Genomic DNA, 21,615 nt, shown 5'->3' with positions numbered 1-21,615 from the left:
GCCCGTCGCCGCGCCCGGCATCCTGTATGCTGGAGGAGCATCCCGAACTCGGGATGACTACGCGTGCCCACAGCGACCACTGTCGCGGCATCCACATCCACAGGTCCCTCGTGCAGGGCGGGTGTGCGTCGGGCACCAGGACAGCCGATCAGCAGATCGGCGAATCAACCTCAACGACGCGAGAGCGTCAGAACCAGGAGACGACCATGGCTGTGGTCACCATCCGCCAGCTGCTCGACAGCGGCGTGCACTTCGGACACCAGACCCGTCGGTGGAACCCGAAGGTGAAGCGCTTCATCCTCACCGAGCGCAGCGGTATCCACATCATCGACCTGCAGCAGTCGCTGTCGTACATCGACAAGGCGTACGACTTCGTCAAGGAGACTGTCGCCCGCGGCGGCACGATCCTCTTCGTCGGCACCAAGAAGCAGGCGCAGGAGGTGCTCGCCGAGCAGGCTGCCCGCGTCGGCCAGCCGTACGTGAACCAGCGCTGGCTCGGCGGTCTGCTCACCAACTTCTCCACCATCGCCAAGCGCCTGGCGCGGATGAAGGAGCTCGAGGAGCTCGACTACGAGACCCCCTCGGTCTCGGGGTTCACGAAGAAGGAGCTGCTGCTCAAGAAGCGTGAGCTCGACAAGCTGCACAAGTCGCTCGGCGGCATCCGCAACCTCTCGAAGACTCCGTCCGCGCTGTGGGTCGTCGACGCCAAGCGTGAGCACCTCGCCATCGACGAGGCGAAGAAGCTCGGCATCCCGGTGATCGGCATCCTCGACACCAACGCCGACCCGGACGACTTCCAGTACCCGATCCCCGGCAACGACGACGCGATCCGCTCTGTGTCGCTGCTGACCCGCATCATCGCGGATGCTGCCGCCGAGGGGCTGCAGCAGAAGCACAACCCCGAGTCGGGCGAGGCTGAGCCGCTGGCCGAGTGGGAGCAGGAACTGCTCCAGGGCGACGCCGCTGCCGAGGCTCCCGCCACCGAGGCTCCCGCTGCCGACGCGCCCGCCGCTGAGGCCGCTGCGGTCGAGACCCCCGCGGCCGAGGCCGCTGAGGCTCCTGCCGCCGAGGCAGAGACTGCCGAGCCGGCCGCCGATGAGGCGCCGGTCGAGGCCGCTGCCGACGCAGACGCCAAGTAAGCACACCGCACACACGCACAGACACGAAGCAAGGAGCCACCACACATGGCCAACTTCACCATCGCCGACATCAAGGCGCTGCGCGAGCAGCTCGGAACGGGAATGGTCGACACCAAGAAGGCGCTCGAGGAGGCAGACGGAGACGTCGAGAAGGCCACCGAGATCCTGCGCCTGAAGGGTGCCAAGGGCAACGCGAAGCGCGCCGACCGCTCCACCAGCGAGGGTCTGGTCGCCGCGCGGGAGACCGCCGACGCCGTCACGCTGATCGAGCTCGCCTGCGAGACCGACTTCGTCGCGAAGAACGACCGCTTCATCACCCTCGCGGACAAGGTGGCGGATGCCGTCGCAGCAGTGGCCGCGGACTCCTCGAGGCAGCTCTGGCCGCCCCGGCGGGCGACCAGACGGTCGAGCAGCTCATCTCGGATGAGGCCGCGATCATCGGCGAGAAGGTCGAGCTGCGCCGGGCGCGCACGCTGAAGGGCGACGCGCTTTCGGTGTACCTGCACCGCACCAGCAAGGATCTGCCTCCTCAGATCGGCGTCGTCGTCGCCTACACCGGTGACGACGCGGAGACCGCACGGAGTATCGCGCAGCACATCTCGTTCGCGAACCCGTCCTACCTGAGCCGTGAGGACGTTCCCGCAGCCGACGTGGAGAAGGAGCGTGAGATCGTCACCGAGATCTCGCGCAACGAGGGCAAGCCCGAGGCCGCTCTGCCGAAGATCGTCGAGGGTCGTGTGACCGCCTTCTTCAAGCAGGTCGCTCTTCTGGAGCAGGACTACGCGAAGGACAACAAGCTGTCCGTGAGCCAGGTCGCGAAGGATGCCGGTATCACCATCACCGACTTCGCACGCTTCAAGGTCGGCGCATAACACCTCGAAGGGGTTCGGATCCACACGATCCGAACCCCTTCTGTGTGCCCGGAGCGGTCTGAGGCACTATCTTGAAACCGGACGAGAGGACACCACCCATGACCGAACGCACAGGACGCCGTCGCGTTCTTCTCAAGCTCTCCGGCGAGGCATTCGGCGGAGGGCAGCTGGGTGTCAACCCCGATGTCGTCAGCCAGATCGCGCGTGACATCGCGGCAGCCGTTGATCGGGTGGAGATCGCCGTAGTGGTGGGCGGAGGCAACTTCTTCCGCGGCGCCGAGCTGAGCCAGCGCGGAATGGACCGCGGCCGAGCCGACTACATGGGCATGCTCGGCACGGTGATGAACGCCCTCGCGCTGCAGGACTTCCTCGAGCAGGCCGGTGCGGCCACACGTGTGCAGTCGGCAATCTCGATGACACAGGTCGCCGAACCCTACATCCCCCTGCGCGCCGAGCGTCACATGGAGAAGGGGCGCGTCGTCATCTTCGGCGCGGGCGCCGGGCTGCCGTACTTCTCCACGGACACTGTCGCGGCGCAGCGGGCGCTGGAGATCGGCGCACAGGAGGTTCTGGTGGCGAAGAACGGCGTGGACGCGATCTACACCGCCGACCCGCACAAGGACGCCAGCGCCGAGCGCATCGAACAGGTCACCTACCGCGACGCCCTGCAGCGCGGCCTGAAGGTGGTCGACTCCACCGCATTCAGCCTGTGCATGGACAATGCCATGGACATGCGCGTCTTCGGCATGGAGCCGGCCGGGAACGTGACCAGGGCGCTGCTGGGAGAGCCGATCGGCACGCTCGTCACGGCCTGATCGCCCCGCCACTCCCGGTGTGCCCCGGCTCGCCGGATAGAATCGTACGAAACCCCTGACGTAAGGAGCCCCCGTGATCGCGGATGTCCTCGCCGAAACCACCGCGCGCATGACGCGTGCGGTCGAAGCCGCCAAGGAGGACTTCGCCACGGTCCGCACCGGGCGCGCCAATCCGCAGCTGTTCCAGAAGATCATGGTGGATTACTACGGGTCGCCCACACCGCTGGCACAGCTGGCCTCGCTGGCCAACCCCGAGGCGCGCTCCCTGATCGTTACCCCGTACGACAAGTCGGCTCTGCGAGCGATCGAGCAGGCGATCCGCGACATGCCGAATCTGGGCGCGAATCCCACCAATGACGGCAACATCGTCCGCGTGACGATGCCCGAGCTGACTCAGGAGCGTCGCAAGGAGTACGTCAAGCTGGTGCGCTCGAAGGGGAGGACGCCAAAGTGCACGTGCGCGGCATCCGCCGCAAGGCGAAGGACGAGCTCGACGCGCTGAAGGCCGAGATCGGCGAAGACGAGGTCTCCCGCGGTGAGAAGGAGCTGGACGCTCTCACCCGTCAGCACGTCGAGGCGATCGATGACGCGCTCAAGCGCAAAGAGGCAGAGCTCCTCGAGGTCTGAGCTGCATGTCCGGCGACAACGACTCCGAGGATCGTCCCCGCACGGCAGCCGAGCTGCCGGACGGGGATGCGTCGACGACGGATGCCGGTGCCACGACACCCCATACCGACGACGACGAGACCCCGGTGCGCGGCGTCCGCCGCGTCGGACCGGACGGACCGCGGGCCGTCGCGCTCTCGGACACCTCGTTCCCCGACTTCGATGAGTCCCTGGTGCCACCCCGTCCGGAGCCGCCGGCACCGGTCGCATCTGCATCGCGGGAACCGGCATCCGCGGTACCCGCACGAGAGGCGCCTGCGACCGACGCGCTCTCCACAGGGGAGCACCGTGCCATCCGCGAGCACTGGCGCAGTCGACGCGACGAGATCGAGTCGCACGTGTCACAGGCGCGCGATCACTTCGATCAGGCGAACGAGCGCATCAAGCAGCGCACCGGCCGGGATCTCCTCCTCGCGATCGTCATCGGCGTCGCCTTCGGCGCCGCGCTGATCGCATCGCTGCTGTTCATCAAATGGCTGTTCGTGCCGATCGCCCTCGCAGCCGGCCTTCTGGGCACCTACGAGCTCTCACGCGCACTGCGCGGCGGCGGACGCCGAGTAGACGTCCTGCCGCAGATGATCGGCGCGGCCGGGGTGCTGCTGGCCGGCGCATCGGGCGAGTTCTGGATCAGCTGGGTGGCTCTGATCGTTGCCGTCTCGTTCATCGCCGTGTGGCGAATGGTCGCACAGATGATGGTCAAGGACGGTCGCACCTATGGCGACGTGCTCTCCGACGTGTTCGTGGGAGCCTTCGTGCAGATCTACGTCCCGTTCCTCACCTCCGTGGCGATCATGCTGCTGTTCCGCGAGAACGGGCAGTGGTGGGTGTTGTCCTTCGTGGCGATCGCCGTGGCCGCCGACACCTGTGCGTACGCGGCGGGTCTCGCCTTCGGCAAACACCCGATGGCTCCGCGGATCAGCCCCAAGAAGACCTGGGAGGGCTTCGCCGGCGCTGTGCTCGGCTCGCTGATCGTGGCAGTGGCTCTCTCGATCTTCCTGCTGCACCTTCAGTGGTGGGGTGGGCTGATCCTGGGAGCGGTGATCCTGATCTCCGCCACACTCGGCGACCTCGGCGAGTCGATGCTCAAGCGCGACCTGGGCATCAAGGACATGAGCTCCTGGCTCCCGGGTCACGGCGGCCTGCTGGATCGGTTGGACAGCATTCTTCCGTCGACCGTGCCCGCTCTCGCTCTCTCGTTCCTGCTCGTTCCGTGGATGGTGGTCTGATGGCTGAGGCGGATCTGTCTGTGTTCGACGATGAGGACGCGCCCGCCCCGCCGGCGTTCCCGTTGACCTCCGGTCGCCAGCGCGGCTATCACCGCGCTGCCGTCGACACCTTCCTGGAGGCGGCACGCGGCGCTTTCGAGGACGAGCGTGACGACTTCGGCGCCGACGACGTACGCAGTGCATCGTTCCCGCTGGTCAAGCGCGGATATGTGATCGCCGAGGTCGACGCGGCGCTCGGACGGGTGGAAGACGCCTTCGCCGCCAGGGCGCGAGAGCGTGCTGTGCGAGCAGTGGGCGTGGATGCGTGGGTCGCGGAGGCCAGGCGGGATGCACAGCTGATCCTCGACCATCTCACTCGACCGCCGCGCCGCCGCTTCGCTCGGACGAGCCGCCTGACCTTCGGCTATCGCGTCGACGAGGTCGACGTGGTCGCGGATCGGATCTCGGCCTTCCTGCGCGACGGTGACGCGCTCACCGTGGAGCAGGTGCGGGGTGCCGCCTTCCGGATGCAGCGCGGTGGCTACCGTGAGGAGCAGGTGGATGCCCTGCTGGATGCCACCGTCGATGTGCTGCTCGCGGTGCGGTGAGCGTGGTGCTCCGGCGCGCTCTCATGGACGTCCCAGGCAGTTCTGCATAGAATGATGGCCATCGTGACTCCCGATAACGAATCGATATCGAACTCGACGCGCCCGAACGCGTCCCGTCCGGCGAAGAGGATCCCCTTGCGCCGGCGCCTCAGTGCCTTCGGCGCAGGCCTCGCCGTGATCGGCTTCTCGGCCGCTCTGCTCGCTCCGACCGGCACCGCAGTGGCGGACCCGAGCGCATCAGCCGAGAACACGGTCACAGCCTTCTCGCTCGCCGTCGACGACACTCAGGACCTCACGGTCACCGTGGAGGGCGCTGCCATCGAGCCCGTCGAGCGCGGGTCCTTCGAGGTGTACGTCAAGCCCAAGCCCAAGCCCAAGCCCAAGCCGCAGACGGCGTCGACCGGATCCGGGGCGGCGGCAGTGCGGCACGGCCGAAGTACACCGGTGGCGGCAGCAAGGAGCAGTGGATGACGGCGGCCGGCATCGCCCAGAGCGACTGGGGATACGTCGACTACATCGTCTCACGCGAGAGCGGCTGGAACCCGAACGCGACGAACCGATCCTCCGGCGCTTGCGGACTCGTCCAGGCGCTGCCGTGCAGCAAGGTTCCCGGAAACGGCTACAACCCGGTCGACAACCTGCGGTGGGGGAGCGGCTACGCCATCGGACGCTACGGCAGCTGGGCGAACGCGTACGGGTTCTGGACCCGCAATCACTGGTGGTAGACCGCAGGCATGGCACGATCACGCCGACGGCGCCCCGAGCGGCCCCGCGCTGACGACTCCTTCGATCGGCTCCTGGCGGGCTGGAAGAGCCAGGAGACCCGTCGGGGTCATGAGTGGACGGTGCAGCCGGTGTCCGCCTCGCGTGCGGTCAAGGAGTACAGCTGCCCCGGCTGCGGGCGGAGCATCTTGCCCGGCACGGCCCACCTGGTCGCCTGGCGCGCGGACGGCGTGATGGGGGAGGCCGCCGACCTGGCCGCGCGGCGGCACTGGCATCCGCACTGCTGGCGGATCGCGTGAGCTGCGATGGGCCGCAGCGGTTGTCGTCGGCGCCGCACCCTATTGGTCGTTCATACGCGGGATTATCACCTGGCGGTAGATGATCAGGATGCTGGCGGCGACCGGGATCGCGATGAGCGCCCCGAGCAGGCCGAGCAGGGCGCCACCGGACAGTGCGGCGATGACGACCACTGCCCCGGGGACGGCCACCGCACGACTCATGATGCGCGGAGCGAGGAAGTACGCCTCGATCTGCATGTAGATCAGATAGTAGATGGCCGCAGCGATGGCCGTCCCCGGCGAACCGACCCCGGGCAGCAGGCAGGCCAGCACGATGATCGCGGAGCCGGTGAGCGTACCCACCAGCGGAATCAGCGAGAAGAAGAAAGCGATCACGGCGAGCACTGCGGTGAACGGTGCGCCGATGATGGACAGGTAGATCGAGCTCAGGATGCCGTTGATCACGCCGAGCGTGACCTGGCCCATCACATAATGGCCGACGGAGTCGGTGATCTGGTCGGCGATGTCGATGAAGCGCTGCCGGCGCGATGCCGGCACCAGCTGGTAGACGGCTCGTTTGAGCGACGGCGTCGACGCGGTCAGATAGATCGTGAGCACCAGCACGATGAATGCACCGAACAGCCCGGTCAGCACGGCACCGCCGACGACCAGAACGCCCTGGCCGATGGAGCCGCTCCACTCGGCGACGTTCCTGGCCCAATCCTCTTTGGCCAACCAATCCTGCACGTAGGCGAAGACATCGTCCACCCGCAGGTTCGGGAAGGTCTCGGTCATCCATTTTCGGAGGCTCTGCACGGTCTGATCGCCGTGGATGATCAGATCGGTGACCTTCGCCACCAGCTGCGAGATCTGCTCGATGACGACCGGCAGCACGATCAGCACGATGGCCGAGAACGCTCCGAGCACGGCGACGATGGTCGTGACCACCGCCGCCCAGCGCGGCATGCCGCGCCGGGCGAGGAAGGACACCAGCGGATCCAGGCCCAGGCTCAGGAAGAGTGCGGTGCCGATGTAGAGCAGCACGGTCGAGAGCATCTGCACACTGGTGAGCAGCATGATGCCCAGGCCGACGCCGAGCGTCGCCACCAGGGCGGTGCGGAAAGGGCTGTGGATCTTCATCGTTCTCCCGGTCGGATGCGAGCAAGCCTAATAGTCCAGGTCGATCAGAGGCGCAGGGCATGCGGGAGAATGCTCGTGGGCAATGCACAGGTGCTTTCGATAGTCTGAAATGTCGAGCGGAGACTGTCGGCGGATGCCCGCGGTCACGTAAGGAGTTGATTCGTGCGATTCGTATGGGCCGTCGTGGCCTTCGTGCTGGCCACGGTTCTCATCGGAGCGGGAATCGCTCAGCGGACCATCTTCATGGGCCCCACCGAGCAGCGGATGGAGCTGTCTGTCGATGAGCCCACGCCATACGTGCTCGTGGACGCCGATGTGCTGCGTGCGCACACCGGCCTGCAGACGCTGCTGGTGCGAGGAAGGGCGACATCTTCGTCGCATATGGCCGCACCGACGACATGAAGGCCTGGCTTTCGGACACGGCGTACGACCGAGTCACGCTGACCAAGTCCGGCAACCCGAAGACCGCGCATGTGGATGCGCAGCTGCCCCCGGCCGAGGGTGGCGAGACCTCCGGACGCTCACCGGTGGGATCCGACCTCTGGCTGGACTCCTTCGCCGACCAGGACGCACTGGTGGCCGAGATGCAGCTCCCCGAGGGAAACGGCGTGCTCATCGCCAGGGACGGCGTGCAGCCGGCGCCTTCGAACATCCTGGTGTCATGGGCGCTGGACACGCGCACTCCGTGGGCGGGCCCGCTGATGGTCGCCGGGGAGTTCTCCTCGCGGCGGGCATCGTGCTCTACATCCTTGGCATCCGCCATCAGCGTCGTGGTCGGGGGCCGCGTCGGAAGGGGCCGGGTCCGCTGCCCGAGACCCAGCCGATCACGATGCCCGAGCATGCCGAGATCGCCGGAGTCGCGGATGCCGATCCGGGACGCGCACAGCGCTCCTTGCCACCCCGGCGGCGTCTGGCTATCGCCCTGCCCGCGCTGGCGCTGACCGGCGTGCTGGCCACCGGCTGCACCGCGGATTCCTGGCCGCAGTTCGACGGCGGCACACCCACTCCGACGCCATCGGCCACGGTGGTCACCCCCGAGAATCAGAAGCAGCCCGTGGTCACCCAGAAGCAGGGACAGCGCATCGTCGGCGAGATCGCCGCGACGCTCGCCGACGCGGATGCCGCTCTGGACGCTTCCTCGCGGAGACGCGGCTGACCGGGGCTGCGTTGGCGGCGCGCAAGACCGAGTACACGCTGCGGAGCAAGATCGAGGATCGTGACACGACGCTGTTGAGCCCGGCCGGCAAGGTGCCGATTCTGCTGCCCGAGGCGACCGAGAGCTGGCCGCGCAACGTGCTGGCGCTGACGGCCGCCGAGGACGAGACCAAGCCGCCCGTGCTGGTGACCATGACACAGGTCGACCCGTGGGCTGCATACCGAGTGACTTCGATGGCGGAGATGCCTGCATCGGGCGAGTTCCCGCAGGTGGCGCCTGCCTGGCTCGGCACCACCCGCGTGCCCGCCGAATCGGCCTTCCTGTCCCTGCCGCCTGCTGAGCTCGCCGGGGCATTCTCCGACTTCGTCGATGCCGGCGACAAGAGCGAGTACGCCGGAGACTTCGACGACGTCGCCGGGCAGCTGGCCAAGGCCGTGCGCGACAGTCGTGCGGCCGTGGTGCAGAAGGCAGCGGATGCGAAGGCCGACAAGACGTCGAAGGCGGAGTTCAAGATGACTCCCGCCGACTACGAACCGCTGTCGCTGGCCACACTCGGCAGCGGTGCTGTCGTCGCCGTGAGCGTCGACGACACCCAGACCGTCACGCCCACCAATCCGGACGCCGTCATCCGATTCGGCACCGATGCGCAGGCCAAGGCGCTCACGGGTGCGACGGAGTCATCGAAGGGCTATATCACTACCTACGGCATCCAGCTGTTCTTCGCCGTGCCCGCACAGGGCTCGAACCAGCAGATCCGCCTGCTGGCGTACCATCAGGACCTCCTCAGTGTGAAGGTGATCAAGTGACCGAGATCTCTGCCGCGGCCCTTCGTGGTGCCGTCGACCTGTCCAGCCTGCGTGGCCGTGCCGCCGCCCCGGAGTCCGCAGCGCAGAGCACCGCGGAACCCGAATCGGGGCGGGTCGTCGTCGATGTGACGGATGCCACCTTCAATTCGATCCTCGAGCTGTCGCGCACCGTCCCGGTGGTCGTCGACCTGTGGGCGGAGTGGTGCGGCCCGTGCAAGCAGCTCAGTCCGGTGATCGAGAAGGTCACCCGTGAGCTGAATGGCCGGGTCATGCTCGCGAAGGTGGATGTCGACGCCAACCCGCAGATCGCTCAGGCCTTCCGCGCGGAGTCGATCCCGATGGTCGTCGCGCTCATCGGCGGCCAGCCGGTGCCGATGTTCACCGGAGCCGTGCCCGAGGCACAGGTGCGCGAGGTCTTCACCCGTCTGCTCGAGGTGGCCGCGCAGAACGGCGTGACCGGGTCGGTTCCCGTCGGCGACGCTGCGGGAGCGGAGGAGGCCGAGGAGCCGCACGAGGCTCCGATGCCGCCGCTGCACGCCGAGGCATACGCGGCGATCGAGGAAGGCGACTACGCGCGCGCGATCGATGCCTATCAGCGTGCGCTGGCGGAGAACCCGCGCGACGAGGACGCCAAGGCCGGACTCGGCCAGGTGCGGCTGCTGGATCGCGTGCAGGGACTGGATCTGCAGCAGGTGCGGGCCGCCGCGGCCGCCGCCCCGACGGATCTCGAGGCGCAGTTCCAGGTGGCGGATCTGGACCTTGCCGGTGGCCACATCGAGGACGCGTTCTCTCGCCTGCTCGACCTGTTCGCTGCCGTCGAGCCCGAGCAGCGCACGCCCGTGCGCGAACGGCTCGTCGAGCTGTTCGACCTCGTCGGATCCAGCGACCCGCGGGTCGCCGCGGCGCGCACCCGCCTGGCCTCGCTGCTGTTCTGACCCGCTATCCCCGGCCGATGGTCGGGATGTGCGGATCGGGCTGGTGACGGAACCAGATCGTCGACAGTGCGGGCAGCGTCACGCTTGCGATCGCCGCGCTGTGCTCGGTATCGCGGTGCGCCTCGATCAGGCCCAGGTTGCCGGCATCCGTGCCGCCGTACTCCGCGGCATCCGTGTTCAGCACCTCCTGCCATGAGCCCTCGCGCGGGAGCTCCAGCCGATACCCGGTGCGCGTCACCCCCGCGAAGTTGGCGACCACGGCCAGACGCCCGCCGTGCGCGTCGCGGCGCTCGAAGGCGATCACGCTGGGATCCCACGTCGGGGCACCGAGCCGCGCGAAAGCACCGCTGTCGTTGTCGCGCTCCCACAGCGGAGCCTGGCGGCGGTAGACGGTGTTCAAGGCAGTGACGAAATGCTGCAGCTGGGCGTGGGAGGGCTGATCGAGCAGCCACCAGTCCAGCTCGCGGTCGACGGACCACTCACCGATCTGCCCGAACTCCTGACCCATGAACAGCAGCTTCTTGCCGGGATGACCCCACATGTACCCGAGGTAGGCACGAACGTTCGCGAGCTTCTGCGCATGATCGCCCGGCATCCGCGACACCAGCGTGCCCTTGCCGTGCACCACCTCGTCATGGCTGATCGGCAGCACGTAGTTCTCGCCGAAGCTGTATACGAACGAGAAGGTCATCTCGCCCTCGTGGTGGGCACGGTGCAGCGGGTCCCGCTTCATGTACTGCAGGGAGTCGTTCATCCAGCCCATGTTCCATTTGAACCCGAACCCCAGGCCGGCAGCGGTCGTCGCCGCGGTGACACCAGGGAACGCGGTGGACTCCTCGGCGATCATCACGATTCCCGGGTGCAGTCGGTAGGCGGTGGCATTCACCTCCTGCAGGAAACGGATCGCCTCCAGGTTCTCCCTCCCGCCATGCACATTGGGCTCCCACTCGCCGTCCTTGCGCGAGTAGTCCAGATAGAGCATGGAGGCCACGGCATCCACGCGCAGCCCGTCGATGTGGAACTCGCTGAGCCAGTACAGCGCGTTCGCGACCAGGAAGTTGCGCACCTCGTTGCGGCCGTAGTCGAAGATCAGCGTGCCCCAGTCCTGGTGCTCACCGCGTCGCGGGTCGGGATGCTCGTACAGCGGACGGCCGTCGAACCGGGCCAGCGCAAAATCGTCCTTGGGGAAATGACCAGGGACCCAGTCCAGGATCACGCCGATCCCCGCCTGGTGCAGCTGATCGATCAGGTAGCGCAGGTCGTCCGGTGAGCCGTAGCGGCTGGTGGGCGCGTAGTAGCCGCTGACCTGATAGCCCCAGGAACCCCCGAAGGGGTGCTCGGCGACCGGCATCAGCTCCACATGCGTGAACCCGGTGGCCCTGACATGCTCGATCAGCTCTGGGGCGATATCGCGATAGCCGAGACCCTCGCGCCACGAGCCCAGGTGCAGCTCGTACACAGACATGGGCTGTGCCACGGCATGGGTGGCGGCGCGACGCGTCATCCAGGCGCCGTCCGCCCACGTGTACGCGCTGAGAGCTACGACGGATGCCGTCGCCGGCGGCACCTCTGCGGCCTGTGCCATCGGGTCGGCCTTGAGGATCCAGTGTCCTTCCGGGGTGAGGATCTCGAACTTGTAGCGGCTGCCGACCGTCACTCCGGGGATGAAGAGCTCCCATACGCCGCTGCCGCCCATCGAGCGCATCGCGTGGGCCTCGCCGTTCCAGCCGTTCCAGTCGCCGCAGACCCGCACGGCCTGAGCATTCGGCGCCCAGACGGCGAAGTCGACGCCGGTGTCACCGTCGAGCACACGCGGATGGGCGCCCAGCACCTGCCAGAGTCGCTCGTGACGGCCTTCGGCGATCAGGTGCAGATCGAGGTCGCCCAGCGCCGGCTGATGCCGGTAGGGGTCGCCGGCGAGTGTCTCGTTCTGACCCGCGTACACCGTGGCGATGCGATAGGCCGACGGCGGACCGGCGTGTCTGCCCTCCCAGATGCCGTGGGCGACGTGCGCGAGCGGAAGGCGGTCGCCGTCCAGGAAGACCGCGGTCACCGATTCTGCGAGCGGTCGACGCGTGCGGATCACCGTGATGGTGCGCCCCGCGGCATCCGTGCTCGGATGCGCGCCGAGCAGGGCGTGCGGGTCGTGATGCGCGCCGACGGCCGCCTTCTCCCATTCCTCGGAGACAGAGACATCCTCGATGTAACTCATGATCGCTCCTTCACCCTCAGGATGTGCACGGGCTCGGCGAAGGCGTCGAGCCGCACGTAGTTGTGATCGCTCCACGTCCAGATCGAGCCCGTGATCAGATCCTCCACCTCGAAGCCATCACCGGGCTGAATGCCCCAGATGCGCGTGTCGAGGTGCACCGTCGTCTCGCGCACCGAATGCGGATCGAGATTCGCGACGACGATCACCGTGTCGCTGCGACCGGTGCCGGTGAACGCCCCGTCGAGATGCTTGGAGTACACCAGCACCGAGTCGTCGTCGCTCCAGTGGAAGGCGATGTTGCGCAGCTGCGTCAGTGCAGGGTGGGATCGACGGATCTCGTTGAGCCGCCTCAGCAGCGGGGCCAGGGATTCGCCGCGCTCCTCGGCGCCCTCCCAGTCGCGGAATTTGAACTCGTACTTCTCGTTGTCGATGTTCTCCTCGGAACCCGGGCGCGCGACGTTCTCGATCAGTTCGTACCCCGCGTACACGCCCCACACCGGCGCCGCCGTCGCGGCGATGCAGGCACGGATGCGGTAGGCCGCCCGTCCGCCGAACTGCAGGTACTCGGTGAGGATGTCGTGCGTGTTCACGAACAGGTTCGGCCGCATATAGTCGCTGGTCTCGTGCGACACGCTGGTGAGGAACTCCTCGAGCTCCGCCTTGGTGTTGCGCCAGGTGAAGTACGAGTAGCTCTGCTGGAATCCGACGGCTGCGAGCGCACGCATCACGGCGGGCCGGGTGAAGGCCTCGGCGAGGAACACCACATCCGGCTCGGCGGAGCGCACCTGCGCGATCAGCCACTCCCAGAACTGCAGCGGTTTGGTGTGCGGGTTGTCGACGCGGAAGATCTTCACGCCGAGCCCTACCCAGTGCATCACGATGCGCAGCATCTCGGCGTAGATCCCTGCGGGGTCGTTGTCGAAGTTCAGCGGGTAGATGTCCTGGTATTTCTTCGGCGGATTCTCGGCAAAGGCGATCGTGCCGTCGGGAAGTGTCGTGAACCACTCGGGGTGCTCGCTCACCCACGGATGGTCCGGCGATGCCTGCAGCGCGAGGTCGAGCGCCACCTCCAACCCGTGCTTCTGCGCGGCGCGAAGCAGTGCGCGGAAGTCCTTCTCGGTGCCGAGCTCGGGATGGAGCGCGTCGTGGCCGCCGTCGGGGGAGCCGATGGCATACGGCGAGCCCGGATCGCCGGGCTCGGTGACCAGCGTATTGTTGCGGCCCTTGCGGTTGGTCTGGCCGATGGGATGGACCGGCACGAGATAGAGCACGTCGAACCCCATCCCCGCCACGCCGGGAATCCGCTTGATCGCGGTGCGGAACGTGCCGCTGCGCACGGTGCCGTCCCGCCGTCGCACGGCGCCCTCCGACCGGGGGAAGAACTCGTACCAGGAGCCGACGCCTGCACGTTTGCGCTCCACGGTCAGCGTCAGCCAGTCGGTCACCGAGCCGAGGGAGGCGCGTGGGCGATCAGCGAACGCGGCGGCGAGTGCGGCATCCGTCGACACCGCCGACAGGGTTTCGGCATCCGCCTCTCGCAGCCGCCTGGCGGCAGTGCGCAGCAGTGTGCGCTCGGCAGCGGGGCGGTCCTTCTCACCGGCCGCAGCTGAGAGCAGTGAGGCGCCCAGCGCACTCATCACGGCGATGTCGACGCCGACCTCGGCCTTGACCTGCGCCGCGTGCGACCAGGTGGCGAAATCGTCGGCGAAGCCCTCGAAGCGATAACGCCAGTCGCCGGCGGCATCCAGGGCGATCTCGGTGCGCCAGCGATCGGTGCCGTCGGCAAGGGGGTGAGGCGGTGCAGCGACTCCGTGCCGGCCGGGTCGACCAGCCTCACATGCACGCCGATGCGGTCATGCCCCTCGCGGAACGCCACGACGCCGAACGGCACCACCTCGCCGACGAACGCCTTGGGGGAGTATCCCTGCGGCACATGCGGAGTCGGGGAGAACAGCGGGATCCGGCCCGCACGCACCCCGGCGGGCGGATCGGTCTCGGCGGCAGGCCGCAGTGGAATCCTGGCGGGGCTTCTCAGCGCCGCGGGTTCATGAGCGGTTCGTGATGCCACACCTTGAATGTACCGCTCTGCGCGGCAGACGCCACCCCTGCGCGGCGCGCCCCGTCACTCCACGCGGAACAGGCGCATCGAGGTTCCCGGGATCGGGAGCACCTCGCCGGGTGAGAGACGGCGCTGTTCCACGGACGGGGTCTCATCCGCACTCGACCAGAGCTCGACGAAGGCGGTGGCGCCGTCGATGGAGTCCGGCAGACGCACATCGATCGGTGCTTCGGTGCCGTGCACGATCAGCAGGATCCGGTTGGACTCGCCGTTCTGTGGAATCGTGGCCGCCGCGTACTGCAGCGTGCGGTTGCGGGGGTCGTTCCACTGCTCGACCTCCATCGTCTCGCCGTTCTGGTCGAACCAGTCCATCACGCTCGACTCGGGGATGTGCTCGCCCAGTCGTGCATATCGGCTCGGCCGCAGCGCCGGGTTCTCGGCGCGCAACCGGGTGAGCAATGCCACATGCTCGGTGAGGTCGCGCTGCCACTGCTCGTGCTCCCAGTTCAGCCAGCTCAGCGGCGAGTCCTGGCAGTAGGCGTTGTTGTTTCCGCGCTGTGTGCGGCCGAACTCGTCTCCTGCGGTGACCATCGGGATACCGGCCGAGAGCAGCAGCGTTCCCAGCAGGTTGCGCATGGCCTTGCGCCGCACCGCGAGGATGGCGGGATCGTCGGTGGGCCCTTCCACGCCGTGGTTGAACGATCGGTTCATATCCGCACCGTCGTGATTGTCCTCGCCGTTGGCCTCGTTGTGCTTGACGTCGTAGGCGACCAGATCGTGCAGCGTGAAGCCGTCGTGAGCCGTGACGAAGTTGACGCTGGCCAGCGGCCCACGCTCGTCGCTGTAGGTGTTCGCGGAACCGGCCAGGCGGTTCGCGAAGCCGCCGACCCCGACTGGGGCGGAGGCGCGACGGGCGTAGTCGATGTCGCTGAGCCAGAAGTTGCGCACCCGGTCGCGGTAGCGGTCGTTCCACTCACTCCAGCCGTCGGGGAAGTTCCCGGTCTGCCAGCCGCCCAGGCCCACATCCCACGGCTCCGCGATGATCTTGACGTCTGCCAGCGCGGGATCCTCGCGGATCGCGGTGAGCAGCGGGTGCTCCCGGTCGTATTCGTGGTTCGCATCCCGGCCGAGCGCCGCCGCCAGATCGAAGCGGAAACCGTCGATCTGCATGTCATCGGCCCAGTAGCGCAGCGAGTCCAGCACGAGACGGGCGCCGGCGTCCGTCGCGGTGTTCAGGGTGTTGCCCACGCCGGTGGTGTCGATGTAGGTGCCATCCGGCTGTTGCCTGTAGTACGAGGCGTTGTCGATGCCGCGCAGGCTCGAGCGCGGTCCGCCGATGCCCTCCTCGCTGGTGTGGTTGTAGACCACGTCGAGGATCACCTCGATGCCCGCCTCGTGCAGCAGCCTGACCATGCCCTTGAACTCCGCGAGCACGGCCTCCGGACCGCCCTTGCGCGCCGCCTCGCTGGCGTAGGCGGTGTGCGGGGTGAAGAAGTTGAGGGTGTTGTAGCCCCAGTAGTTCGTCAGTCCGCGCTCGAGCAGGCGCGGCTCGGGTACGAAGGCGTGTACGGGCAGCAGTTCGACGGCGGTGATCCCGAGCCGCGTGTAGTACTCGATCATCGCGGGATGTGCGATGCCGGCGTAGGTGCCGTGCAGGGCCGGGGTGACATCCGGATGCCGTTTGGTGAGCCCCTTGACGTGTCCCTCGTAGATGATCGTGCGGTCCAGTGGTGTGCGCGGTTTGGTGACGCCGCCCCAGTCGAAGCCGTCCTCGATGACGACCGAGCGCCATTCCTCGTAGCCGTCTCCCTGGGCCAGACCCCGTCCGTAGGGGTCGAGCAGCAGGGTCTCCGCGTTGAAGACGTGGCCGGGGCCGTGCGGGCCGTCCACACGCAGTGCGTAACGGGTGCCCGGCTGCAGCAGCTCGCTGGTGACCTCCCACACGCCGCCGGCTCGGCGCTCGAGCTGCACCTGGGCGGTCTCCCAGTCCAGATCGTCGGCATCGAAGACGACCAGCTCCACCGACGCGGCGTTCTGCGACCACACCCGGAGGGTGCCGACGCCGTCATGCAGTCGGACGCCGAGGTCATCGAGTGCGGATCCTCCAAGGGATGCGGCAGTCTGCGCAGGCATGGGAGACAGCCTAGAGCCGTGCGGTGCGCGGACGTGAATCCGGGTGCCGGCATCGGTGATTCCCGGTCTCGGACTGAGTGGCTCCCGCAGGCGCGAGAATAGGAGGATGCGGTTCTACCTCGACCATGCGGCCACCTCCCCGCTTCGACCGGCGGCCCGGGAGGCATGGCTGGCCGCCGCCGAGGTCGTCGGAAACGCCTCGTCGACCCACGGTGCGGGGCAGGATGCGCGCCGGGTGCTCGAGGAATCCCGCGAGCGTGCCGCCGCCGTGCTGGGGTGCGACCCCATCGAGGTGGTCTTCACCTCGGGCGGCACCGAGTCGATCAACCTGGCGCTGCACGGGCTGTGGCGCTCGCGCGCGGCGGAAGCGGATGCGATCGTGCTGCCGGATGCCGAGCATCACGCTACGATGGACACCGTCTCCGCGCTCTCGGCGGAGGGTGCTGCGGTGCGCGCGGTCCCCGTGGATGCGGTCGCACGCATCGATGCCGAGGCGTTCGCCGCCGCACTGGACGGCGCGGCTGTCGCAACGGCTCTGGTGGCGAACAACGAGGCGGGCACGATCAACGACGCTCCGGCGCTGGCTCGTTCCACGGCGGAAGCCGGCGTGCCGCTGCACCTGGATGCGGTGGCGGCGTGGGGGCACATCCCGCTGTCCTTCCGGATGCTGCGCGGCGAGGCGCCACCGGCGGCGGGACTGGTGGCGATGAGCGTCGCCGGGCACAAGATCGGGGCACCGGTCGGCACCGGAGCGCTCGTCGTGGCGCGCTCGGCCCGCCTGAGTCCGCTGCTGCACGGCGGCTCCCAGCAGCGCGGGCTGCGGGCAGGGACGCAGGATGTCGCCGGCGCTGCGGCGTTCTCCGTCGCTTTGGAGGAGTCGGCGAAGGAGCTCGAGGCCGAGAGCGTCCGGCTGCTCGCACTGCGCGAACGGCTGATCGCCGGCATCCGTCTGGCCGTGCCGCAGGCCGAGCTCCTCGGCGACCCGGTCGACCGGGTCCCGGGCAACGCGCATGTGCTGTTCCCCGGCGCGGTGGGGGAGAGCCTGCTGTTCCTGCTCGATATGGCCGGCGTCGCCGCCTCCACAGGGTCGGCCTGTCAAGCGGGTGTCGCCGAGCCCTCGCACGTCGTACTGGCGATGGGCCGCACCGAGCAGGACGCCCGCAGCGCGCTGCGCTTCACGCTGGGCCGCACCTCTGCGGATGCGGATGTCGACGCCGTGCTCGCGGTGATCGCCGACGTGTACGCCCGGGCATCCGGCCCCCGGTCAGCCTCGCGCTCGTAGACTGGAGCCCATGCGTATTCTGGCGGCGATGAGCGGTGGGGTCGATTCGGCGGTCGCGGCGGCACGCGCCGTCGAAGCCGGCCACGACGTCGTCGGGGTGCATCTCGCGCTCTCTCGAGCCGGCGGAACCCTGCGCACCGGGAGCCGTGGATGCTGCACCATCGAGGACGCCCTCGACGCCAGGCGGGTGTCGGACCTGCTCGGCATCCCGTTCTACGTGTGGGATTTCTCGGAGCGTTTCCGCGACGACGTCATCGACGACTTCATCTCGGAGTACAAGGCGGGGAGAACCCCGAACCCCTGCCTGCGCTGCAACGAGAAGATCAAGTTCGCAGCCCTTCTCGAGCGAGCCATCGAACTCGGCTTCGACGCGGTGTGCACCGGGCACTATGCGACGCTCGTCGACGGTGAGAACGGGCTGGAGCTGCATCGCGCTTCGGACAGCGCCAAGGATCAGTCGTACGTGCTGGGCGTGCTCAACGCCCAGCAGCTCGCGCACACCTACTTCCCGCTCGGCTCCACACCCTCCAAGGCACTTGTGCGGGCCGAGGCGGCCGAGCGCGGCATCACCGTGGCGCAGAAGCCCGACAGCCACGACATCTGCTTCATCCCCGACGGCGACACGCGCGGCTGGCTGGCCGAGAAGGTCGGCGCCGAGACCGGCGAGGTCGTGGATCGCACCGGTGCGGTGATCGGCACGCACGAGGGCGCGCACGCGTTCACGGTCGGCCAGCGCCGCGGGCTGCATCTGGGCGTGCCTGCACCGGACGGGAAGCCCCGCTTCGTGCTCGAAGTGCGTCCGGTGACGAACACCGTCGTCGTCGGCCCCAAGGAGGCCCTCGCGATCGCCGAGATCTCGGGGGAGCGGTTCTCCTGGGCGGGGGCGGCGCCGTCAGCATCCGAGTTCGCGTGCGAGGTGCAGATCCGTGCGCATTCCGAGCCCGTTCCGGCTCAGGCATTCGTGACGGAAGCCGGTGTGCGGGTCGTGCCGGATGTGCCGCTGGACGGCGTCGCCCCCGGTCAGAGCGCCGTGCTGTACATCGGCACCCGGGTGCTGGGGCAGTTCACGATCGACACGACCGTGTCGGCCGTGCCCGTCGACGCCTGACCTCCGGCCAGCATCCCCCTCGGCGCAGGCTCGGAGATCTGCACGATCTCGGACCCGATCCGTTGGTCTTCTCCGAATCTGTGCAGAACTCCGAGGGTGTGCGGGTAGGGGATGGCGCAACTAGGGGATGTCGGACCCCGCTCTTAGACTGACGGGGTGCCGGAGAACATCTCGCTGGAAGCCGCCCGCGCCGAGGCCGAGGAGCTGACCGAACGCATCCTCGAAGCAAAGGACGCGTATTACGGCCGCGACACCTCGCTCGTCGATGACGCCACCTACGACGGCTGGATGCACCGGCTCGAAGAGCTCGAGCGGCGCCATCCCGAGCTGCAGGGACAGGACTCGCCGACCCAGATGGTGGGTGCGGCCGAGTCGACCGGTCTCGCCACGATCGAGCACGCCGAGCGGATGCTGAGCCTGGACAACGTATTCTCCCTCGACGAGCTGCGCGAGTGGGAGGCGAAGACCCGCGCTGCGGCCGGCCGTGAGGTGGCCTGGCTCACCGAGCTGAAGATCGACGGGCTGGCGATCAATCTGCGCTACGAGAACGGCGTGCTCACCTCCGCGGCCACGCGGGGCGACGGGCGGGTGGGTGAGATCGTGACCGAGAACGCGCTGAGGCTCGCCGACATCCCCGAGCGCCTGTCCGGCAGCGGCCATCCGGCGATCGTCGAGGTGCGCGGTGAGGTGTTCATCCCCGTCGCGGCGTTCGAGCGGCTCAACGCCGCACAGGCGCAGTTCCGCGACCGCGCCTATGCCGACGCGCTGGCGCGCTGGGAGGCGCGCGGCGGCGTGAAGAAGCCGTTCGATGAGGACAGGGCTCGCACGGCGGCCGCCCGGCGCTTCCCCTCCTTCGCGAATCCGCGTAACGCAGCCAGCGGCGGGCTGCGGCAGCAGATCGAGAAGAAGACCGGGCTCGAGCTCGAAGCAGGGCTCCTGCGCATCGACTCCCTGTCGCTGTACGTGCATGGGATCGGCGCATGGCCGAATCCACCGGTGTCGGCGCAGAGCGAGGTGTACGACCTGCTCTCCGAATGGGGGCTGCCCACCAGCCCGCACACCAGGGTCTGCCACGGCATCGACGAGGTCGCCGATTTCGTCGCCCACTTCGGTGAGCATCGTCACGACATCGAGCACGAGCTCGACGGCATCGTCGTGAAGGTCGACGAGCTCGCGCTGCACGACGAACTCGGCATCACCAGCCGTGCGCCGCGATGGGCGATCGCCTACAAGTACCCGCCCGAAGAGGTGCAGACGAGACTGCTCGACATCGTCGTCTCGGTCGGCCGCACCGGACGGGCGACGCCGTTCGCCGTGATGGAGCCCGCCCATGTCGCCGGTTCCGTCGTCCGCCAGGCCACGCTGCACAACAAGGATGTCGTCAAGGCCAAGGGCGTGCTGATCGGCGACACCGTCGTGCTGCGCAAGGCCGGTGATGTGATCCCTGAGGTCCTCGGGCCCGTGGTCGAGAAGCGGGACGGCAGCGAGCGGGAGTTCGTGATGCCCGAGCTCTGCCCGGAATGCGGCACGCCGCTGCGCCCGATGAAGGAGGGCGACATCGACCTGCGCTGCCCGAACGCGCGGTCGTGCCCCGCGCAGGTGCGCGGCAGAGTCGAGCACATCGGCTCGCGCGGTGCCCTGGACATCGAGGCGCTCGGCGAGGTGACAGCCGCTGCGCTGACGCAGGCGGAGCCGCCGGCGGTCCCCCCGCTGGACACCGAGGCGGGGCTCTTCTCGCTCGTGCTGGAAGACCTCGTGCCGATCGACGTGGTCGTGCGCGATTCCGAGACCGGTCTGCCCAAACAGGATGACGACGGCATCGTCAAGACCCGTTCCCCGTTCCGCCGCAACCCCACGGCGTCCGAGAAGAAGCAGGGGCTGAACGGCCCGCAACCCTCGTCAGCGGCGACGACGCTGCTCGCCGAGCTGGAGAAGGCGAAGACCAAGGAGCTGTGGCGGCTGCTGGTGTCGCTGAACATCCGGCACGTCGGCCCGGTCGCGGCCCGCGCGCTGGCGCAGTGGTTCGGCTCCCTCGACGCCATCCGCGCGGCGAGCCGCGAAGAGCTCGCCGCGGTCGAAGGGGTCGGCGGCATCATCGCCGACTCGCTGCTGAGCTGGTTCGAGGTGGACTGGCACCAGGACATCGTGCGGCAGTGGGCCGACGCCGGCGTGCAGTGGGCGCCCCCGGGCACCCTGGTCCTGGTGCGGCCGTCGCTGAGGGAGGTGTGCTCGCAGGGCTGACAGTCGTCGCGACGGGCTCACTGGATGGATACACCCGCGAGGGCGCGCAGGAGGCGATCATCAAGGCCGGCGGCAAGGCGGCCTCGTCGGTGTCCAAGAAGACCGATTTCGTCGCGGCGGGACCGGGGGCGGGATCCAAGCTCGCCAAGGCCGAGGATCTCGGCATCCGGATCCTCGACGCCGCCCAGTTCCACACGCTGGTCACGCAGGGTCCCGAGGCGCTGGATGCCTGACCGC

The 21,615-nt window shown here is 68.3% G+C and carries 16 protein-coding genes and 4 pseudogenes; 16 read left to right on the top strand and 4 right to left on the bottom strand.

Annotated features, from left to right (window positions below; genetic code table 11):
- Positions 1 to 206: 206 nt before the first annotated feature.
- From rpsB to QUE33_RS04875, 9 genes and pseudogenes are all read left to right on the top strand, one after another.
- Positions 207 to 1,139 (top strand): 30S ribosomal protein S2, encoded by a 933-nt coding sequence (gene rpsB, locus QUE33_RS04915; protein ID WP_286302261.1) that lies wholly within the window; start codon positions 207 to 209, stop codon positions 1,137 to 1,139.
- Between the two features lie 45 nt (positions 1,140 to 1,184).
- Positions 1,185 to 2,011 (top strand): annotated as a pseudogene (gene tsf, locus QUE33_RS04910) (translation elongation factor Ts).
- A gap of 98 nt (positions 2,012 to 2,109) precedes the next feature.
- Positions 2,110 to 2,826, top strand: coding sequence for a UMP kinase (gene pyrH / locus QUE33_RS04905; protein ID WP_286302260.1), 717 nt, complete (start codon positions 2,110 to 2,112; stop codon positions 2,824 to 2,826).
- A 73-nt stretch (positions 2,827 to 2,899) separates the two neighbouring features.
- A pseudogene (gene frr, locus QUE33_RS04900) lies at positions 2,900 to 3,453 on the top strand (ribosome recycling factor).
- A 5-nt stretch (positions 3,454 to 3,458) separates the two neighbouring features.
- Positions 3,459 to 4,718, top strand: coding sequence for a phosphatidate cytidylyltransferase (locus QUE33_RS04895; protein WP_286302259.1), 1,260 nt, complete (start codon positions 3,459 to 3,461; stop codon positions 4,716 to 4,718).
- Positions 4,718 to 5,305, top strand: coding sequence for a DivIVA domain-containing protein (locus tag QUE33_RS04890; RefSeq protein WP_286302256.1), 588 nt, complete (start codon positions 4,718 to 4,720; stop codon positions 5,303 to 5,305). Before QUE33_RS04895 ends, QUE33_RS04890 begins: the two co-directional genes overlap by 1 nt.
- A gap of 135 nt (positions 5,306 to 5,440) precedes the next feature.
- Complete coding sequence (locus QUE33_RS04885; protein ID WP_286302254.1) at positions 5,441 to 5,776, top strand: hypothetical protein; 336 nt, start codon at positions 5,441 to 5,443, stop codon at positions 5,774 to 5,776.
- Positions 5,773 to 6,030: an aggregation-promoting factor C-terminal-like domain-containing protein gene (locus QUE33_RS04880; RefSeq protein ID WP_286302251.1), complete on the top strand. Its 258-nt coding sequence runs from the start codon at positions 5,773 to 5,775 to the stop codon at positions 6,028 to 6,030. Before QUE33_RS04885 ends, QUE33_RS04880 begins: the two co-directional genes overlap by 4 nt.
- A 9-nt stretch (positions 6,031 to 6,039) precedes the next feature.
- Positions 6,040 to 6,327: an Rv1322 family protein gene (locus tag QUE33_RS04875; protein ID WP_286302249.1), complete on the top strand. Its 288-nt coding sequence runs from the start codon at positions 6,040 to 6,042 to the stop codon at positions 6,325 to 6,327.
- A 39-nt stretch (positions 6,328 to 6,366) separates the two neighbouring features.
- Here the strand turns inward: QUE33_RS04875 and QUE33_RS04870 are convergent, their stop codons facing one another.
- Positions 6,367 to 7,446: an AI-2E family transporter gene (locus tag QUE33_RS04870; protein WP_286302247.1), complete on the bottom strand. Its 1,080-nt coding sequence runs from the start codon at positions 7,444 to 7,446 to the stop codon at positions 6,367 to 6,369.
- Between the two features lie 162 nt (positions 7,447 to 7,608).
- Between QUE33_RS04870 and QUE33_RS04865 the strand changes: the two genes are divergently transcribed.
- The 4 genes from QUE33_RS04865 to QUE33_RS04850 all read left to right on the top strand — a co-directional run bounded on the left by QUE33_RS04865 (position 7,609) and on the right by QUE33_RS04850 (position 10,343).
- Positions 7,609 to 7,848 carry a hypothetical protein gene (locus QUE33_RS04865; RefSeq protein ID WP_286302245.1) on the top strand — a complete coding sequence of 80 codons (240 nt, stop codon included), beginning with the start codon at positions 7,609 to 7,611 and terminating at the stop codon, positions 7,846 to 7,848.
- 259 nt (positions 7,849 to 8,107) lie between these two features.
- Entirely contained in the window at positions 8,108 to 8,602 is a 495-nt protein-coding gene (locus QUE33_RS04860; protein WP_286302244.1) for a hypothetical protein, read from the top strand.
- An 11-nt stretch (positions 8,603 to 8,613) separates the two neighbouring features.
- Positions 8,614 to 9,408, top strand: coding sequence for a DUF8094 domain-containing protein (locus QUE33_RS04855; RefSeq protein ID WP_286302243.1), 795 nt, complete (start codon positions 8,614 to 8,616; stop codon positions 9,406 to 9,408).
- Complete coding sequence (locus QUE33_RS04850; RefSeq protein WP_286302242.1) at positions 9,405 to 10,343, top strand: tetratricopeptide repeat protein; 939 nt, start codon at positions 9,405 to 9,407, stop codon at positions 10,341 to 10,343. Before QUE33_RS04855 ends, QUE33_RS04850 begins: the two co-directional genes overlap by 4 nt.
- Before the next feature lie 4 nt (positions 10,344 to 10,347).
- On the opposite strand, the gene glgB is transcribed toward QUE33_RS04850, so the two are convergent.
- The 3 genes and pseudogenes from glgB to glgX form a co-directional block, all read right to left on the bottom strand.
- Positions 10,348 to 12,555, bottom strand: coding sequence for a 1,4-alpha-glucan branching protein GlgB (gene glgB, locus QUE33_RS04845; RefSeq protein ID WP_286302241.1), 2,208 nt, complete (start codon positions 12,553 to 12,555; stop codon positions 10,348 to 10,350).
- Positions 12,552 to 14,566: pseudogene (locus QUE33_RS04840) on the bottom strand (alpha-1,4-glucan--maltose-1-phosphate maltosyltransferase). The gene glgB and the pseudogene QUE33_RS04840 overlap by 4 nt, the downstream one beginning before the upstream one ends.
- A 111-nt stretch (positions 14,567 to 14,677) precedes the next feature.
- Positions 14,678 to 16,747 (bottom strand): glycogen debranching protein GlgX, encoded by a 2,070-nt coding sequence (glgX, locus tag QUE33_RS04835; protein WP_286302239.1) that lies wholly within the window; start codon positions 16,745 to 16,747, stop codon positions 14,678 to 14,680.
- Between the two features lie 106 nt (positions 16,748 to 16,853).
- On the opposite strand from glgX, the gene QUE33_RS04830 reads away from it, so the two are divergent.
- From QUE33_RS04830 to ligA, 3 genes and pseudogenes are all read left to right on the top strand, one after another.
- Positions 16,854 to 18,029, top strand: a complete 1,176-nt coding sequence (locus QUE33_RS04830) for a cysteine desulfurase family protein (RefSeq protein WP_286302237.1) — start codon at positions 16,854 to 16,856, stop codon at positions 18,027 to 18,029.
- Between the two features lie 10 nt (positions 18,030 to 18,039).
- Positions 18,040 to 19,137 carry a tRNA 2-thiouridine(34) synthase MnmA gene (gene mnmA / locus QUE33_RS04825; RefSeq protein ID WP_286302235.1) on the top strand — a complete coding sequence of 366 codons (1,098 nt, stop codon included), beginning with the start codon at positions 18,040 to 18,042 and terminating at the stop codon, positions 19,135 to 19,137.
- Positions 19,138 to 19,293: 156 nt separating this feature from the next.
- Positions 19,294 to 21,611 (top strand): annotated as a pseudogene (gene ligA / locus QUE33_RS04820) (NAD-dependent DNA ligase LigA).
- Positions 21,612 to 21,615 lie beyond the last annotated feature (4 nt).

Source organism: Microbacterium suwonense (assembly GCF_030296555.1).
GTDB lineage: Bacteria > Actinomycetota > Actinomycetes > Actinomycetales > Microbacteriaceae > Microbacterium > Microbacterium suwonense.
This window is presented reverse-complemented; position numbering and strand designations above follow the sequence as displayed.

Excerpts from the sequence above, each read along its gene's own strand:
- glgB (WP_286302241.1), bottom strand. The coding sequence starts at position 12,555 with ATGAGTTACATCGAGGATGTCTCTGTCTCCGAGGAATGGGAGAAGGCG.
- QUE33_RS04875 (WP_286302249.1), top strand. The coding sequence starts at position 6,040 with ATGGCACGATCACGCCGACGGCGCCCCGAGCGGCCCCGCGCTGACGAC.
- QUE33_RS04880 (WP_286302251.1), top strand. The coding sequence starts at position 5,773 with ATGACGGCGGCCGGCATCGCCCAGAGCGACTGGGGATACGTCGACTAC.
- QUE33_RS04860 (WP_286302244.1), top strand. The coding sequence starts at position 8,108 with ATGGGCGCTGGACACGCGCACTCCGTGGGCGGGCCCGCTGATGGTCGC.
- glgX (WP_286302239.1), bottom strand. The coding sequence starts at position 16,747 with ATGCCTGCGCAGACTGCCGCATCCCTTGGAGGATCCGCACTCGATGAC.
- QUE33_RS04895 (WP_286302259.1), top strand. The coding sequence starts at position 3,459 with ATGTCCGGCGACAACGACTCCGAGGATCGTCCCCGCACGGCAGCCGAG.
- pyrH (WP_286302260.1), top strand. The coding sequence starts at position 2,110 with ATGACCGAACGCACAGGACGCCGTCGCGTTCTTCTCAAGCTCTCCGGC.
- mnmA (WP_286302235.1), top strand. The coding sequence starts at position 18,040 with ATGCGTATTCTGGCGGCGATGAGCGGTGGGGTCGATTCGGCGGTCGCG.
- QUE33_RS04890 (WP_286302256.1), top strand. The coding sequence starts at position 4,718 with ATGGCTGAGGCGGATCTGTCTGTGTTCGACGATGAGGACGCGCCCGCC.
- QUE33_RS04830 (WP_286302237.1), top strand. The coding sequence starts at position 16,854 with ATGCGGTTCTACCTCGACCATGCGGCCACCTCCCCGCTTCGACCGGCG.
- QUE33_RS04870 (WP_286302247.1), bottom strand. The coding sequence starts at position 7,446 with ATGAAGATCCACAGCCCTTTCCGCACCGCCCTGGTGGCGACGCTCGGC.
- rpsB (WP_286302261.1), top strand. The coding sequence starts at position 207 with ATGGCTGTGGTCACCATCCGCCAGCTGCTCGACAGCGGCGTGCACTTC.